The organism is Ruegeria sp. YTSA105, from assembly GCF_059610225.1.
In genome coordinates, this window is the sequence record NZ_JBXWNE010000018.1 from 1 (window position 1) to 15,757 (window position 15,757).

General features: G+C 56.1%; 12 protein-coding genes and 1 tRNA gene. 4 read left to right on the forward strand and 9 right to left on the reverse strand.

Features of this window, described 5'->3' with window-relative positions:
• On the forward strand, positions 1-195 hold a 195-nt coding region (locus AC2FH2_RS17720; RefSeq protein ID WP_496824663.1), incomplete at its 5' end, for a hypothetical protein.
• A gap of 79 nt (positions 196-274) precedes the next feature.
• On the opposite strand, the gene AC2FH2_RS17725 is transcribed toward AC2FH2_RS17720, so the two are convergent.
• The 4 genes from AC2FH2_RS17725 to recA all read right to left on the reverse strand — a co-directional run bounded on the left by AC2FH2_RS17725 (position 275) and on the right by recA (position 5,470).
• Complete coding sequence (locus tag AC2FH2_RS17725) at positions 275-949, reverse strand: transglutaminase-like cysteine peptidase (protein ID WP_496824665.1); 675 nt, start codon at positions 947-949, stop codon at positions 275-277.
• Between the two features lie 316 nt (positions 950-1,265).
• A complete protein-coding gene (locus AC2FH2_RS17730) occupies positions 1,266-1,553 on the reverse strand; it encodes a DUF1330 domain-containing protein (RefSeq protein ID WP_142633718.1) in 288 nt (95 codons plus the stop codon).
• A gap of 4 nt (positions 1,554-1,557) precedes the next feature.
• Positions 1,558-4,230 (reverse strand): alanine--tRNA ligase, encoded by a 2,673-nt coding sequence (alaS, locus tag AC2FH2_RS17735; RefSeq protein WP_496688143.1) that lies wholly within the window; start codon positions 4,228-4,230, stop codon positions 1,558-1,560.
• Between the two features lie 175 nt (positions 4,231-4,405).
• Positions 4,406-5,470, reverse strand: coding sequence for a recombinase RecA (gene recA / locus AC2FH2_RS17740; protein ID WP_142633714.1), 1,065 nt, complete (start codon positions 5,468-5,470; stop codon positions 4,406-4,408).
• 192 nt (positions 5,471-5,662) lie between these two features.
• Between recA and AC2FH2_RS17745 the strand changes: the two genes are divergently transcribed.
• The gene (locus AC2FH2_RS17745) at positions 5,663-6,256 is read left to right on the forward strand and encodes a sulfotransferase family 2 domain-containing protein (protein WP_281972075.1); all 594 of its coding nucleotides are present in this window, start codon (positions 5,663-5,665) and stop codon (positions 6,254-6,256) included.
• 4 nt (positions 6,257-6,260) lie between these two features.
• Here the strand turns inward: AC2FH2_RS17745 and AC2FH2_RS17750 are convergent, their stop codons facing one another.
• From AC2FH2_RS17750 to guaB, 3 genes are all read right to left on the reverse strand, one after another.
• On the reverse strand, positions 6,261-8,552 hold the full coding sequence (locus AC2FH2_RS17750) for an ATP-binding protein (protein WP_496824667.1): 2,292 nt from the start codon (positions 8,550-8,552) through the stop codon (positions 6,261-6,263).
• A 106-nt stretch (positions 8,553-8,658) separates the two neighbouring features.
• Entirely contained in the window at positions 8,659-9,816 is a 1,158-nt protein-coding gene (locus tag AC2FH2_RS17755; RefSeq protein WP_496688148.1) for an RsmB/NOP family class I SAM-dependent RNA methyltransferase, read from the reverse strand.
• Between the two features lie 78 nt (positions 9,817-9,894).
• Entirely contained in the window at positions 9,895-11,343 is a 1,449-nt protein-coding gene (gene guaB / locus AC2FH2_RS17760) for an IMP dehydrogenase (RefSeq protein WP_496675678.1), read from the reverse strand.
• Between the two features lie 217 nt (positions 11,344-11,560).
• On the opposite strand from guaB, the gene AC2FH2_RS17765 reads away from it, so the two are divergent.
• Entirely contained in the window at positions 11,561-13,606 is a 2,046-nt protein-coding gene (locus AC2FH2_RS17765; RefSeq protein WP_496824670.1) for an ASKHA domain-containing protein, read from the forward strand.
• Positions 13,607-13,630: 24 nt separating this feature from the next.
• Positions 13,631-14,488 carry a class I SAM-dependent methyltransferase gene (locus AC2FH2_RS17770; protein WP_496688152.1) on the forward strand — a complete coding sequence of 286 codons (858 nt, stop codon included), beginning with the start codon at positions 13,631-13,633 and terminating at the stop codon, positions 14,486-14,488.
• Position 14,489: 1 nt separating this feature from the next.
• Here AC2FH2_RS17770 and AC2FH2_RS17775 read toward each other — a convergent pair.
• Positions 14,490-14,563, reverse strand: a tRNA-Gly gene (locus AC2FH2_RS17775).
• A gap of 132 nt (positions 14,564-14,695) precedes the next feature.
• Entirely contained in the window at positions 14,696-15,757 is a 1,062-nt protein-coding gene (locus AC2FH2_RS17780) for a methyltetrahydrofolate cobalamin methyltransferase (RefSeq protein ID WP_496824672.1), read from the reverse strand.

Here is a 15,757-nt window from a genome sequence, read left to right on the forward strand (position 1 = left end):
GACGGCGGCGAAGGTGGTGACGGCGGCGAAGGTGGTGACGGCGGCGAAGGTGGTGACGGCGGCGAAGGTGGTGACGGCGGCGAAGGTGGTGACGGTGGACCCAAGGGCAACCGTTCTGGCCATAGCGACGGAACCAATCCAGGCGGCCAATCTCAGAACCCGAACGGTACCAACAATCCGGGCAACCCCAAGTAAGCAAATTTAGGCACTACAGAAAATGGCGAAGCTGCTGCTTCGCCATTTTTGCATTCTAACCAGCTGAGATTAGCTTTCCTCAGCTTCTGCCGAAGACCCCGACCCATTTACTGGGCCGCCGAGGGTCCTGCATCCGCAGAAACAGATATCGCGTCGCCGACCAGGGTTTGATGCGGTTGGTCAAGTTATCCAGAACCAGATCGCCACTGGCCGAGCGATAAACCAAAACCGCATGAGAATTTCGCTGCGTATCCAGTACAGTTGCGATCAAAAGTTTGCTCGGATCGACGCCCGCACGGATAAGATCCCTTTTCTTCAACAGAGCAAAGTCTTCGCAATCCCCACCGCGCGAAGTCGGCAGTGCCCAACGTTCCCGTGTTCTATATTGGGCTTGGTCAGTAACCGAGCGGGTGGTTGCGTTTACCTGCCGGTTGACCTTTTTGATGATCTGCATCTCTTGCTGGCTCGACATTGAATTCGAAGCCTTGCTGGAACATGCCCAAGAGTATTGACGGCACAGTTGCCGCGCTCCAGACGGCGGGGGCGAAGATGCGACTGTGCGGATAAAGTTGCCTTCCCGCGCTTGCGCATCTGGTGCCATAACCGAGGACCCCAACACCAATGCGAGGATTCCTAAAGTTCTACCAAAACCAGTCCAGATCCGCGCATTAACGGCCCTAAATTCCGTACCCATGGTCGCCATGCCTGTCCCTCGATCCGTGTTTTCCCTGCGATTGCCGCAAAACAGGACCATATTCCGTTTTCCGAAACTATCGGTAAACACGCCTAATTGTGCAATCTGTCTCAAATCTTGCAACTAAAAGAGGCGGAATTCCGTCATTGAAAATGGCATTTTTGGGTAAGAATCTGGCGCTGCTCGCCACATTCGAAACACGAACCCCTTGGCAGGCCCGACATCAAGACCCGCTAACTACTTGTAAATAAAAAATTTATGGGACTTCAGGTCGACGCTTGCCGCAACGTCATAATTGGGCGGCCATCTTTTGGCTGAAAACCGCCCAATGAATAAGCTGACAGGGGTATTAAATCCCTGATCGCACGGGGTGATTCTAATCTGTGATCTCTACGACCACCAATTCCCGCTCACTTGCACCACGCGCGTGATCCAGTGCTTGCTGATATTCCACCGAATTATAACACTCTACAGCGGCTTCCAATGAGGGGAATTTGGCGACAACGTTGCGCGGCCGTTCTTTGCCTTCCAACTGCACGTATCGCGCAGCACGCGCGATAAACGCACCACCGTGTTTGGCAATCGCTGGCCCGGCGAGCTCGGCATATTTTCCATAGGATTCGGCGTCAGTAACACTGACATGTGCAATCCAAAGTGCGGACATTTTGTTAACCTCCAAGAATATTCTCAGCAGCCTTGATCGCGGCATCAGCATTCGAAGCGTCCTTGCCACCACCTTGCGCCATGTCAGGGCGTCCACCGCCACCTTTTCCACCAAGTTCAGCAACCGCCGCCCGAACCAGATCCACGGCCGAGATTGCATCCGTCAGATCAGCTGTGACACCGGCCGCGACGGCGGCTTTGCCGCCCGTATCCGCTATCAGCAACACAGCACCCGATCCAAGTCGGCTTTTGTGTTCGTCGATCAGCGCGGGTAAGTCCTTGCCAGATACGCCAGTAAGGGACTGAGCCAGGAACGAGATACCGTTTACCGTTTTGGCCTCAGCGCTACCGCCCTGCCCCGAACCACCAGCCATCGCGAGATCGCGGCGCAGCTGCGCAACTTCATTTTGAAGGGATTTACGTTCATCCAACAGAGCTTTGACACGAGATACAACGTCATCCGGTTGCGCTTTCAGTTCAGATGCGATCTGCCCCAAACGTTGGTCCTGTTCGGTCAGGTAAACCATGGCTTCGTCACCGGTAAGCGCTTCGATCCGCCGGACACCGGCACTGCTGGCGCTATCCCCCAATACAACAAGCGCGCCAATATCACCGGTCTGGCGAACATGCGTTCCACCACACAGTTCGATCGACCAGGTCTCACCATCCTGGCCTTTGCCGGTTGGCGCTTTGCCCATCGAAACCACGCGAACTTCGTCGCCATATTTCTCACCGAAAAGGGCCTGCGCACCCAGTTCCCGGGCATCATCCGGTGTCATGATCCGGGTCTCGACGGTCGAGTTCTGGCGGATGAAAGCGTTGACCGAGCGTTCAACTTGCCGAATTTCCTCGGGGCTCATCGCCTTCGCGTGGCTAAAGTCGAACCGCAGCCGGTCAGCCGCATTCAAAGAACCACGCTGCGCAACGTGGTCACCCAATGTTTCCCGCAATGCTTCGTGCAGCAAATGTGTGGCCGAATGGTTGGCCCGGATGGCGGTGCGGCGAACATGGTCTACCTCAAGCTCAACTGCGTCTCCCTTGGACAAGGTACCGTGATCGACCCTGACCCGATGCGCATAGATTTTGCCATCCGCAAATTTCCGGGTGTCCTCGACCCGCGCGACATCATCACGCTCTTCCAGACGACGAATTTCGCCGGTGTCGCCTATCTGACCACCGGATTCACCATAAAACGGGGTTTGGTTCACAACGACCCAGCCGGAACAACCTGTCTCGATCTTGTCGACCAAAGCGCCATCCACGACCATTGCCGCGACCTGTCCTTCAGCCTTTTCTGTATCGTATCCAAGAAAATCCGTAGCGCCCGCAATATCCAGAACGTCAAACCAAACGGCTTGATCCGCTGCTTCCCCCGATCCAGCCCAGGCAGCGCGTGCCTTGGCCTTTTGCTCGGCCATCGCCGTATCAAACCCGTCGGTATCAACCGTCCGGCCCTTCTCACGCAGTGCATCCTGCGTCAGATCAAGCGGAAAACCATATGTATCATACAGCTTGAAAGCGGCTTCTCCAGACAGTGCCGCACCCTCTGGCAGGTCAGAGACCTCGTCATCCAACAACTTCAGGCCGCGATCCAATGTTTGCTTAAAGCGGGTTTCTTCCAGCAACAGCGTCTCTTCGATCAGCGACTGAGCCTGGCCAAGTTCGGTGTACTGGGCACCCATCAGTTGGACCAATGTCGGTACCAGCTGATACATCACCGGATCCTTCGCACCCAACAGATGTGCATGCCGCATCGCACGACGCATGATCCGCCGCAGCACATAGCCGCGCCCGTCATTGCTGGGCATTACCCCGTCTGCAATCAGGAACGAGGTCGACCGCAGGTGATCCGCAATCACGCGGTGATGTACGTTCTGATCCCCATAAGGATCGACATTGGTGGCACTCGCCGAGGCCTCGATTAGGGTCTTGAACAGATCGGTGTCGTAATTGTCATGGCTTCCTTGCAACAGGGCACCAATCCGCTCCAGCCCCATCCCGGTGTCGATTGACTGCATGTCGAGCTCGACCATCGAGCCGTCTTCGAACTGTTCGTTCTGCATGAAAACGATGTTCCAGATCTCGATGAACCGATCACCGTCTTCCTCAGGTGAACCCGGAGGGCCGCCCCAGATATGATCCCCGTGGTCGTAGAAAATCTCGGTGCAGGGACCGCACGGGCCGGTCGGACCCATCTGCCAGAAATTGTCACTGGTTGCGATACGGATGATCCGATCTTCGGGAACGCCCACCTTCTTCCACATCTCGAACGCTTCGTCATCGGTGTGGTAAACCGTTGTCAGAAGGCGGTTTTTATCGACCCCGAATTCTTTGGTGATCAATTCCCATGCGAATGGAATTGCTTCGGGCTTGAAGTAATCGCCGAACGAAAAATTGCCCAACATCTCAAAGAATGTGTGGTGACGCGCAGTATAGCCGACATTGTCCAAGTCGTTGTGCTTGCCACCGGCCCGAACACATTTCTGTGCTGTCGTCGCGCGCTGATAGTCACGGGTTTCGACCCCGGTGAACAGGTTTTTGAACTGCACCATACCCGAGTTGACGAACATCAACGTCGGGTCGTTGCGTGGCACCAGGGGACTGGATGCCACTACTTCGTGCCCCTGTTTGGCAAAGTAGTTCAAAAAGGTCGATCGGATTTCGTTCAACGTTGACATAGGGCTCTCTCGGCGCGCGATCAGTTTGTTTCAAAAAGGGTTTATCCGCCTCCCCCGGGATAGTCCACAGGCGAGCGTCGCAGAACGGAACAAGGCGGCCCCGACGGACCGCCTTGTTCGGAATATGGTTCGTTCTTAGGAAAGAGCAGCGAAAATCGCTTTCTTCCCGAACCACTTATGCCTCGAGGATATCATCCTCTTCCGCGCCGGGCGGCACATCGAATTCCAGCCCATGTGCCGCGCGAATCTTGTCCTCGATCTCAAACGCGATGCGGTTGTTGTCGCGCAGATACTGCTTGGCATTCTCACGCCCCTGCCCGATCCGCTCATCACCATAGCTGAACCATGAGCCCGACTTCTCGACCACACCGGCCTTGACGCCCAGATCCAGCAGCTCGCCCATTTTACTGATGCCTTCGCCATACATGATGTCGAATTCAACTTGCTTGAAGGGCGGTGCCACTTTGTTTTTAACGACCTTCACACGGGTCTGGTTGCCAACAACCTCATCCCGGTCCTTGATCGCACCGATCCGACGAATATCCAAACGGACCGAGCTGTAGAATTTCAGGGCGTTACCACCGGTGGTGGTTTCCGGGCTGCCGAACATCACGCCGATTTTCATCCGGATTTGGTTGATGAAGATCACCATACAGTTCGAGCGGCTGATCGAACCCGTCAGTTTACGCATTGCCTGGCTCATCAGCCGGGCCTGCACACCAACGCTGCTGTCGCCCATATCGCCTTCGAGTTCAGATTTCGGCGTCAGCGCCGCGACCGAGTCAACCACGACCATGTTCACCGCGCCCGAACGGACCAGCGTATCGGTAATCTCAAGCGCCTGTTCGCCAGTGTCGGGTTGCGAAATCAGCAACTCGTCCAGATCGACGCCCAGTTTGCGCGCATATTGCGGGTCCAACGCATGTTCCGCATCGACAAATGCGCATACACCGCCATGTTTCTGCTGTTCTGCGATGCAGTGCAGTGTCAGCGTAGTTTTGCCTGAACTTTCCGGGCCATAGATTTCAACGATCCGGCCCATCGGCAGGCCGCCGATTCCCAGAGCGATATCCAGACCCAGCGATCCGGTCGAACTGGCGTCGATGTCCTGCTTGGAATCCTCGCCCAGCTTCATGATCGAGCCTTTGCCGAACTGCCGTTCGATCTGTGCCAGCGCGCTGTCGAGCGCCTTTTGCTTATCTGCGTTTTTCTTGTCGCTCATCGTCAGAAGATCCGCCATTGTCCTGTCGCCTTCCCTTTTGTCACACCCTTGAACGGGCGGCAATCGCTGCTTTGTTCGCCTCTTGTTCCTTATGGGACCAAAAAGAGAACATTTCAACTAAAACTTACATTACTTACTGTTCTGTAATTGTATTAAAGAGTCGTTTACGCCAATCTGAGCTGGAGATAATTACTGCCGATGGACGAATAAATGCTTGTTTTTTATGAAGAACGCCTTGCGTTTCTGGCTGTCCCAAAAACCGGCAGCACCGCTTATCATACGGCTTTGCGGGACCGTGCCGATCTGGTTGTCACCGATCCGCCAGATCTGAAACACGCACCTGTCCGCCGGTATGATCGGTTTTTCCAGAACATTTTCCGTAAAATGTACGATACTGAGATGGAAATCATGGCGGTTGTTCGTGAACCGGTCGATTGGCTGGGCAGTTGGTACAGGTTTCGCGGCCGCCAAGAGCGTCTTGACCACCCGCATTCAACACATGACCTGAGCTTTGATGATTTCATCCAGGCCTATATGCGCACACCCCGACCTGAATTTGCCGATGTCGGCAGTCAGAGCCAATTTTTTCGCACCCGCAACAACGGGCGTGGCGCCACCCATGTCTTCAAATATGAAAACCAGGACAAAATTCTCGATTTCCTGCAAAACCGCTTGAATATGGATATCCGGCTGCAACGCGAAAACGTGTCACCCACACGAGACCTAACACTGGGCGCAGAGACATTGACCAAGTTCCGCAACACACACTCCGCGGAATTCGATTGCCACGCCTCGGCACTTTGAAACCCTAATTGATCTGCTGAAAAACAGCTTCGGTCAGTTGGTTTAGTGAAAATGGTTTGGGCAGGAAAGTTGAATCGGAAATCTCTGGTCCGGAATCGCCAAACGCACCCTCTGTGTATCCAGACATGAATATGACCCGGACATCTGGCCTGTTCTGCTTAGCCATACGAACCCAGGTCGGACCATCCAATCCGGGCATGACCACATCGGTGACGAATGCGTCAACATTCAATGTGCCATCTTCGAGAAGCCTCAGAGCCTCTTCTCCCGAATCGGCCTCGAGCACAGTGTAGCCTTTCAACCTCAGTGCGCGGGTCGCAAAGGCCCGAACCGGGGCTTCGTCTTCGACCAGCAGCACGACACCCTCACCCTGGCGAACCGTTGGATTCTCAGGGGATTGCGCAGGCGCTGCCTCGGTTTTTTTGGGGGCGGTTGAAACCGGCAGGTACACAATAAACTCGGTCCCTCTCCCCTGAATGCTGTCGACAAAAATAAAACCGCCGGTTTGCTTTACAATTCCGTAGACAGTCGACAGGCCCAAACCTGTCCCCTCACCCGTGCGTTTGGTTGTAAAGAAAGGCTCGAACACTTTCTGTAGCTTATCGGGGGCAATCCCCGTACCGCTATCAATGACTTTGACGGTGACGTATTCACCAGGTTGTACCGTAGCGCGATCCCTTGTGAAGCGTTCTGTCAGCACGACCACTTCGGTTTCGATCCTGACCTCACCACCTTCAGGCATTGCATCGCGGGCATTTACGACAAGATTCATCAACACCTGCTCTAGCTGGCGTTTATCCGCACGAACCGCTTTCAGAACGGGATCGTGGCTGAGTGTCAGCTTAATCTTTTCTCCGACCAGACGATTTAGCAGATGAATAAGGTCTGAGATCGTATCTCTGAGATCCAGGATTTCCGGCTGCAAAGTCTGTTTGCGCGAAAAGGCCAGCAGTTGGCTCACCAAAGCTGCAGCACGGTTTGCGTTCTGATTGATTTGTACAAGATCCCCGTAGTCAGGGTCATTCTGGTCGTGCCGCAAAAGCAGAAGATCGCAATGTCCGGAAATCGCCGTTAGCAAATTGTTGAAATCATGCGCTACACCCCCAGCCAGTTGGCCAACGGCCTGCATTTTTTGTCCCTGCACAAATTGCGCCTCTAAAGTCTTGAGTTCGGTAGCATCATTCAGAACCGCAATCAGCCTGACTTCTCCCTCGCTCAGCACACGTTTCAATGTGACCTGTACGAATATCTCGCGGTCTTCCCGTGTCAGCCTCAGGAATTCAGACCGTGGAACGGCGCCCTCATTTGAAGCCTGCGTCAGCCAATCCAGAACCGGATACCCCAGACCATGCATGATATGCACAACATTGGATTCTCCGGGCTCTATGTTTCCGACAAGACGCGTTGCCAGTCTGTTGGCCTCAAGGATGCTCCCGTCGGGAGACAGGGTCATTACCGGGACCGGAAGATCCACAAATGACGCGCCAATTCCACTTTCCTGTGCACGATCAAGCGGTAGAACAAGCAGATCGCGCGTGGTTCCCGACCGAGACAGTTCGGCCATCGTAGCCGGAATTGGCCCCTGTGCCGTCTGTACCTGCACAACCTCTCCCAATTCGGGCGGCGCGCCAGTCAGAACCTGTGCAAGGTTGTCGGGTCGTTGCCCCAGGATTTGTTCTGCCGCCCCGTTGATCCGCAGCAATGCTCCGTTTCTGCCTTCGGTCAAAATGGGTACAGGCACAGCATCCCACTGACCTGTTCCATCCAGATGAAACCGCCAAAAGAAAAAGTTTTTCCCAATACCGAGAACAGAAATCGGTACGGTTGTCTCCAAAGTGACAACGTCTTCTCTTGCACGGCCATGAATCTCGGCCAAAGACTGCAGGCGCAGCAGAATTGCCGACGGGTTCGCAAAAATAGACTTTAGACCTTCATCCAGCCGGTTGCCGGGAAAAACATGGAGCTGAGCCCGGGCATGAGAATTGCAAATCAGAACATCACCCTGTGCATTGGCAATCGCGCAGGGGTACAGCTCTTCTTCGGCAAATACCTCCATAACCCTAAGCTCTCGACGTACCGAGTCGTCGGAAATCAGCGCCCTCACCACGACCAACAGTGATGCAGCAAGCAAAGACACACCTGCCACCACAAGGCCGAGATTCCAGGCTTGGGGAATGATTCCTGCCAGCGGCAGCAGTGAGAGCAACACCCCTAGCGCAACCAATGGTGCTAGACGCAAACCGCTTGGTGAATTTCGTAACTTTGGGTCAGAATAGAAATCTGCGGTATCGGACATTAAAAACTCAACTTGCCGGGCTAGGTGTAACCCAACGCAAAAGGGTTAACGCCCACTTAACTAACAAAGTGAGCAATTCTCCTTTAGGTTGCTATTTGTCCGCCGACTACCGCGTCAAGTGTGACGTGAAAAACCCGTCAGTACCGTGTGATACATACCACGTTTTGCGAAACTTCTCGGTCCATTCGGAGTGCGCCGCCACGAACGCATCGACCAATGCACCGTTTTCGACCTCGAGCATGGAACATGTTGCATAGGCAAGAACACCCGCTGGCCCCACCAAAAGCGCGACATCATCAAGGATCGTCCGCTGCGTTTCCGTAAGCCGATTCAGTCCATCTTGTGTAAGAGACCATTTTCCCGCCGGGGCGCGACGCCAGGATCCGCTGCCTGAACAGGGGGCATCCGTCAGCACAATGTCGAATGGCGCCTGCGCAGAGATCTCGTCATTGGTCAGGAGCGTTATCTGTGCACCCGCTCTTTCGGCCCGGGCGGGCAAATCACGCATTCGCGCCGCATTAACGTCATGCGCGAAAACATCTACACCGTGATGCGCGGCCAAGGCCAAGGCTTTGCCGCCACCACCGGAACAATAGTCCAGAACCCGCATTCCGGGGTTTAGGTCCAATGATTCAACTACGGCCTGGCTCGCCGCATCCTGCAGTTCGACCAACCCATCAGTATAGGCGCGGCTTCCTGAGATTTTCCGCTCGCCCTCGACAACTTCGAGTGCGGTCGAACAAGCGGGATGTGGCCTCGCTTGGATGCCGTCCGCCAGCAAGACCGAGACCGCCTGATCGACACTCGACTTAATCAGATTGACCCGCAAATGAACCGGGGCCCGAGCTCGCAATGCCTCGGCCACTGGAAGGGTCAAATCACCCAAAGACTCTTGAAAGGTTGGCCAAAGCCATTCCGGTATGTCGTATTTCTGGGCGTCGGATTCACATGGTTTAGCCTGTTCGTGTTCTTCCAAACTGGCTGGTGCGTACCCTTCGCCATTGAATATCTGATCCAGATCGACTTCTTGCATGCGCATCGCGCCAATCATCAAACCCCTACCGGTTTCCGTCCCACCTGCCGCTGCAAATGACCTTTTGCACCGCAAAGCACCAAACACATGGTCGCGAATAGCAGCCCTGTCTTTGGAACCGGCGAAACGGCTGCGCCGCGCCCAACCGGTCAGGGCCTTTTCGACCGGGGCACCCGAAAGAATCTGATCAAGAATTTCGATGGAGGCCTGAACACGTGCGGCGGGGGTCATTTTATTCTCCGATATGGTGCAGGGCAAAAACGCAAAGCGGCGCCCTCGCCGGGGCGCCGCAGTTCAGGTTCCGGCAATTTACATCACTCGATAATTCGGGCTTTCGCGTGTGATTTGCACGTCATGCACATGGCTCTCCTTCAGGCCAGCCCCTGTGATTCTGACGAAGTTGCAGTTCTTTCGCATCTCTTCGACCGTGGCGCAGCCGGTATAGCCCATGGCTGCGCGCAGGCCGCCGACCAGTTGATGCACAACCGCGCTGGCCGAGCCCTTGTAAGGTACCTGCCCTTCGATCCCTTCGGGCACCAGCTTGTCGCTGGCGGCATCCTTCTGGAAATAGCGATCCGCAGAGCCACGTGCCATCGCGCCTAGGCTGCCCATGCCGCGATAAGATTTGAACGACCGGCCCTGATATAGGATCACTTCGCCCGGGCTTTCATCTGTTCCGGCGATCATTGAGCCAACCATGGCACAGGACGCACCCGCAGCAATCGCCTTGGCAAAATCGCCCGAGAATTTGATACCACCATCTGCGATAACCGGCACATCGCCGGCGGCCGCGGCGCAATCCATGATCGCAGTCAGCTGCGGCACGCCCACACCGGCAACCATCCGCGTAGTACAGATCGAACCCGGCCCTATCCCCACCTTGATGGCATCCGCGCCTGCGTCGATCAGCGCCTTGGTTGCGTCCCCAGTGGCGACGTTACCGGCAATGATCTGCACCTCGTTCGACAGGGTCTTGACCCGCTTCACCGCGTCCAGCACCCCTTGAGAATGCCCATGAGCGGTGTCTACAACGATAATGTCGACACCGGAATCCACCAGTTGTTCGGATCGTTCGAAACCAGAGTCTCCAACCGACGTCGCTGCCGCGACTCGCAGACGCCCCAACCGGTCTTTGCAGGCCGTTGGGTTCAGCACCGCCTGTTCGGTATCTTTTAAAGTCAGCAGACCCGTCAGCTTGCCCGCCCCGTCCACAACCAGAAGCTTTTCGATCCGACGCGCGCGCATCAGGCTTTTGGCCTCTTCCAGATCGGCGGGTTCCTGAAGCATCGCCAGATTGTCCGAGGTCATCATCGCGTGAACCGGCGTATCATCCGAGGTCGCAAAACGCATATCACGGTTGGTCAGAATACCGACCACGCGGCCTTCTTCGTCCACCACGGGAAAGCCGGTGAAGTTATAACGCTGCACCAACGCGTTGGCGTCCGCCAGCGTCTGATCCACCCGCAGTGTCACCGGGTTGTAAACAATACCGGATTCAAACCGTTTGACCCGGCGCACTTCGCGGGCCTGTTCATCCACCGTCAGATTCTTGTGAACCACGCCGATGCCACCCGCCTGCGCCATGGCGATGGCCATGCGCGCCTCGGTCACCGTGTCCATCGCCGAGCTGAGCAGTGGGATGTTCATGGTGATTTCCCGCGTCACGCGCGTGGTCGTATCCGCCGTGGCCGGCAGCACAGAAGATGCGCCCGGAACCAGAAGAACGTCGTCAAAGGTGAGTGCCTCACGAATCTGCATCTGTTAACCCCATGCAAAAGCCCGTTTGACGGTGACCCTATTGCATGGATTGCATCTAAGGAAAAGCCCCCGACATAAACTAGTTTTTACCTGCTGGTCGGTGCTGCGGCAAAAAACGACGCAACGCACACAAAACGTGCCGCTGAATGGCCTTTCCCTTTGCGTACAAAACCATATCTTGCCCGACATAGGCGCGAATATAAAAGGCAGGCCAATCATGACCACCGACCCTCTTGTTGTCTTTACCCCATCGGGCAAACGCGGGCACTTTCCCGTAGGCACTCCGGTTCTGACTGCGGCACGGCAACTGGGTGTGGATCTGGATTCCGTTTGCGGTGGACGCGGGATTTGTTCGAAATGCCAGATCACGCCAAGCTATGGCGAGTTTCCCAAGCACGGCGTGACCGTAGCCGACGGTGCACTAAGCGAATGGAACGCGGTTGAACAGCGCTATGACGACAAGCGCGGATTGAAACCCGGCCGCCGTCTTGGATGTCAGGCCACGGTTCAGGGGGATGTGGTGATCGACGTGCCACCAGAAAGCCAGGTGCACCGTCAGGTCGTACGCAAGGCCGCCACAGCACGCACCATCACAATGGATCCGGCCACCCGGCTGTATTTTGTTGCGGTAGAAGAACCCGACATGCATTCACCAACCGGCGATCTGGAACGTCTGGAACGCGCGCTGCGCGAGCAATGGAACGTCGACGCCGTAACCGCTGATCTTTCCTTGTTGTCCAAACTGCAGCCTATATTGCGCAAGGGTAAGTGGGAGGTCACCGTTGCGGTGCATAAAGGTCACAAGGACGATGTCGCACGGATCGTGGAAATCTGGCCTGGATTGCACGAGAACGGACTTTTCGGTCTGGCCATCGACCTCGGCTCTACCACGATTGCAGCTCACCTGACCGATCTGGACACAGGCGAGGTCAAGGCATCTTCGGGCCTTATGAACCCCCAAATCCGCTTTGGCGAAGACCTGATGAGCCGCGTGTCCTATTCGATGATGAACCCCGGCGGCGACAAAGAGATGACCCGAGCCGTTCGCGAAGCGATAAACGATCTGACAACATCCATCGCGGATGAGGCCGGGATTGACGCCAACCTGATTGTCGAAACGGTGTTCGTCTGTAACCCGGTCATGCACCATCTGCTGCTTGGGCTGGATCCGGTCGAGCTGGGCCAAGCGCCCTTTGCCTTGGCTACGTCCGAAAGCATGTCTTTGCCCGCGCGCGAAATGAATCTGACCAACATGAACCCACGTGCGCAGGTCTACATCCTGCCCTGCATTGCGGGTCATGTGGGTGCGGATTGTGCGGCGGTTGCCTTGTCGGAAGAGCCCGGCAAATCCGAAGATCTGGTTCTGATCGTAGATGTAGGCACCAATGCTGAGATTTTGCTGGGCAATACCAGCCGGGTTCTGGCGTGCTCCTCACCGACCGGCCCGGCCTTTGAAGGCGCGCAGATCAGCTCTGGTCAGCGTGCCGCCCCCGGTGCGATTGAGCGGATCGAGATTGATCCTGTCACTAAAGAACCCCGTTTTCGCGTCATCGGGTCCGAGAAATGGTCGGATGAAGAGGGTTTTGATCAAGACATCGCAACCACTGGCATCAGTGGCATCTGTGGATCAGGCATTATTGAAGCGGTGGCGGAAATGCGTATGGCGGGTTTGCTGGATGAAAGCGGCCTGATCGGATCCGCAGAACAAACGGGCACATCACGCAACGTCCCCGAGGGGCGCACCCATTCCTATCTGATCCACGACGCAAGCGCCGAAGGCGGCCCACGTATCACAGTCACTCAGGGCGATATTCGCGCGATTCAACTGGCGAAATCCGCGCTTTATGCAGGCGCGCGGCTTTTGATGGACGAAATGAACGTGGATACTGTCGACCGCATTGTTCTTGCTGGTGCCTTCGGCGCGCATATCTCGACCAAACATGCCATGGTTCTGGGAATGATCCCGGATGCGCCCTTGAACAAGGTCTCAAGCGCGGGCAACGCCGCCGGTACAGGTGCTCGGATCGCACTGTGCAATATCGGATCGCGGAGTGAGATTGAACGCGTAGTGCGCGAAATCACCAAGGTTGAAACCGCCATCGAGCCCAAGTTTCAGGATCATTTCGTGGCAGCGAACGCGATCCCCCATAAGACGGATCCATTCCCGGAATTGGCCAAAGTGACGACCCTGCCCTCGCCCTCGTTCAACACCGGTGGTGGAGATCAGGAAAACTCTGGCCGCCGCCGTCGCCGGAGGTCATAGTCGCGGCAACAACGGAGGGGTACGATGCAGTCGGTGAATGAGGAACAGGCAGAATACTGGGGAAAATCCGAATCCGGGGCCAAATGGCTGACATATCAGGATCAGTTGGATCAACTGATGGCTTCGGTTCTGGACCTTGTGCTGGAGAATGCCCAGCTTAAACTAGGAATGCATGTGCTCGACATCGGCTGTGGCACTGGCGAAAGCTCTCTTGCAGCCGCGCGATTGGTCGGGCCGGATGGCGATGTTCTGGCCGCCGATATATCGCAAGCGTTTCTTGATCGTGCCAGCGCCCGAGCCTCGGAAAACGGGCTGAGCAACATCAGCTTCCAACATGCTGACGCGCAGATATTCGGGTTTCCTGCCAATCAGTTGGACTCCGCGATTTCACGGTTCGGCGTGATGTTCTTTGACGATACGGTTGCTGCATTCGCCAATATCGCCCGCGCACTTAAACCCGGCGGGCAGATGACATTTGCAGCTTGGGGGCCATTGGATGACAACCCGTGGTTCAAAATACCCCATATTGCTGCGGTAAAACGCCTTGGGCAGCCGCCTCGGGTAGATCGTTATGCGCCGGGTCCGCTGGCGTTTCACGATCTGGATCACGTCACCGGCATGATGCAACAGGCGGGGCTGTCGGACATTCAGGCCCAAGCCATCTCCGTAAACCTGCCCGGCGCTGGCGGGTCAGAGGAAATAGCCGCTTTGTGCACCCACGTCGGCCCCGCCGCGCGAACCATCGCGCATTTCGAAGGCACCGAACAGGACGCAGCAGCAATCCAGCACGAGGTCTGTCAGGAATTCGCCCAGTTCACATCCGAAACCGGCCTGCACATCCCGGCGGTGATAAACCTGTACCAAGCGCGTCGATCGAACTGAATGGAGCGGGTAGCGGGAATCGAACCCGCGCGTTCAGCTTGGGAAGCTGACAGGCTACCATTACATCATACCCGCCACTGCTAGCTGAATATCACCGGTACAAGATCAGGTTCAAGCGGTTTTGATCCAAACCGTCAGGCTATTTGCGACGGCGAAGAGAAAAAAGGCCGGATCAAAAGATCCGGCCAGAATGTTGTTTTATAACGTTTATGCGCGGCGACGACGGCCACCGCCGCGACGACCACCTCCAGCCCCTTCAGCACCGGCTTCGCTGGGGGCTTTGTTGAATTTGATCCAAGCCCCGCCATGCGGATCGTTATTGGTCAGCAAGTTGGCGGCGCGGATGGCCTCCATCTCTTTACCGGCGCGCGGCAAGGTCGAACCCAGGCCAAACAGCTGGCAGAAGGTCTCATCATCCATGTCCGCCGGCAGGATGATGCCCTTTGCTTCAACTTCAGCCTTCTTCTCGGCCAGCTTCTTGGGACCAACCGGCAAGGCAACGGGGTTCATGATCGCCGAGGTCATGCCAGCGCCCATTGCCATCGGCAGGAAGGCGTTGTTGATGCCATGACGGTTCGGCAGACCGAACGAGACATTGGACGCCCCGCAAGTGGTGTTCACGCCCAGTTCCTCACGCAAACGACGAACCAGAGCAAACACCTGCTGACCGGCAGTTGCCATTGCGCCGATAGGCATCACCAGTGGATCGACCACGATGTCATGGGCCGGTATCCCGAAATCAGCGGCCCGTTCGACAATCTTTTTGGCCACTTCGAACCGCACATCGGGATCTTCCGAAATCCCCGTATCGTCATTTGAGATCGCTACCACAGGGACATTGTATTTCTTGACCAGCGGCAGAACCAGCTCCAGACGATCTTCTTCGCCTGTGACCGAATTCAACAGAGGACGGCCCTCTGCCGCCTCAAGACCCGCTTCCAGAGCTCCCGGAACCGATGAATCGATGCACAGCGGCACTTCGACCAGCCCCTGCACCATTTCAACGATCTTGCGCATCAGCGGCGGCTCGGTCTCGTTCGGGTTGGGGTTCGAGTTGTAGACAACGCCCGCGTTGATATCCAGAACGGTCGCGCCAGCGGCAACCTGCGCGAGGGCGTCCTTTTCAACGGTCGAAAAATCGCCTGCTTCCAGTTCCGCCGCCAGTTTCTTGCGGCCTGTCGGGTTAATCCGCTCACCGATCACGCAGAACGGTTCGTCAAAGCCCAGGACGGCGGTTTTTGTTTTTGATTCTACGACTGTACGGGTCAT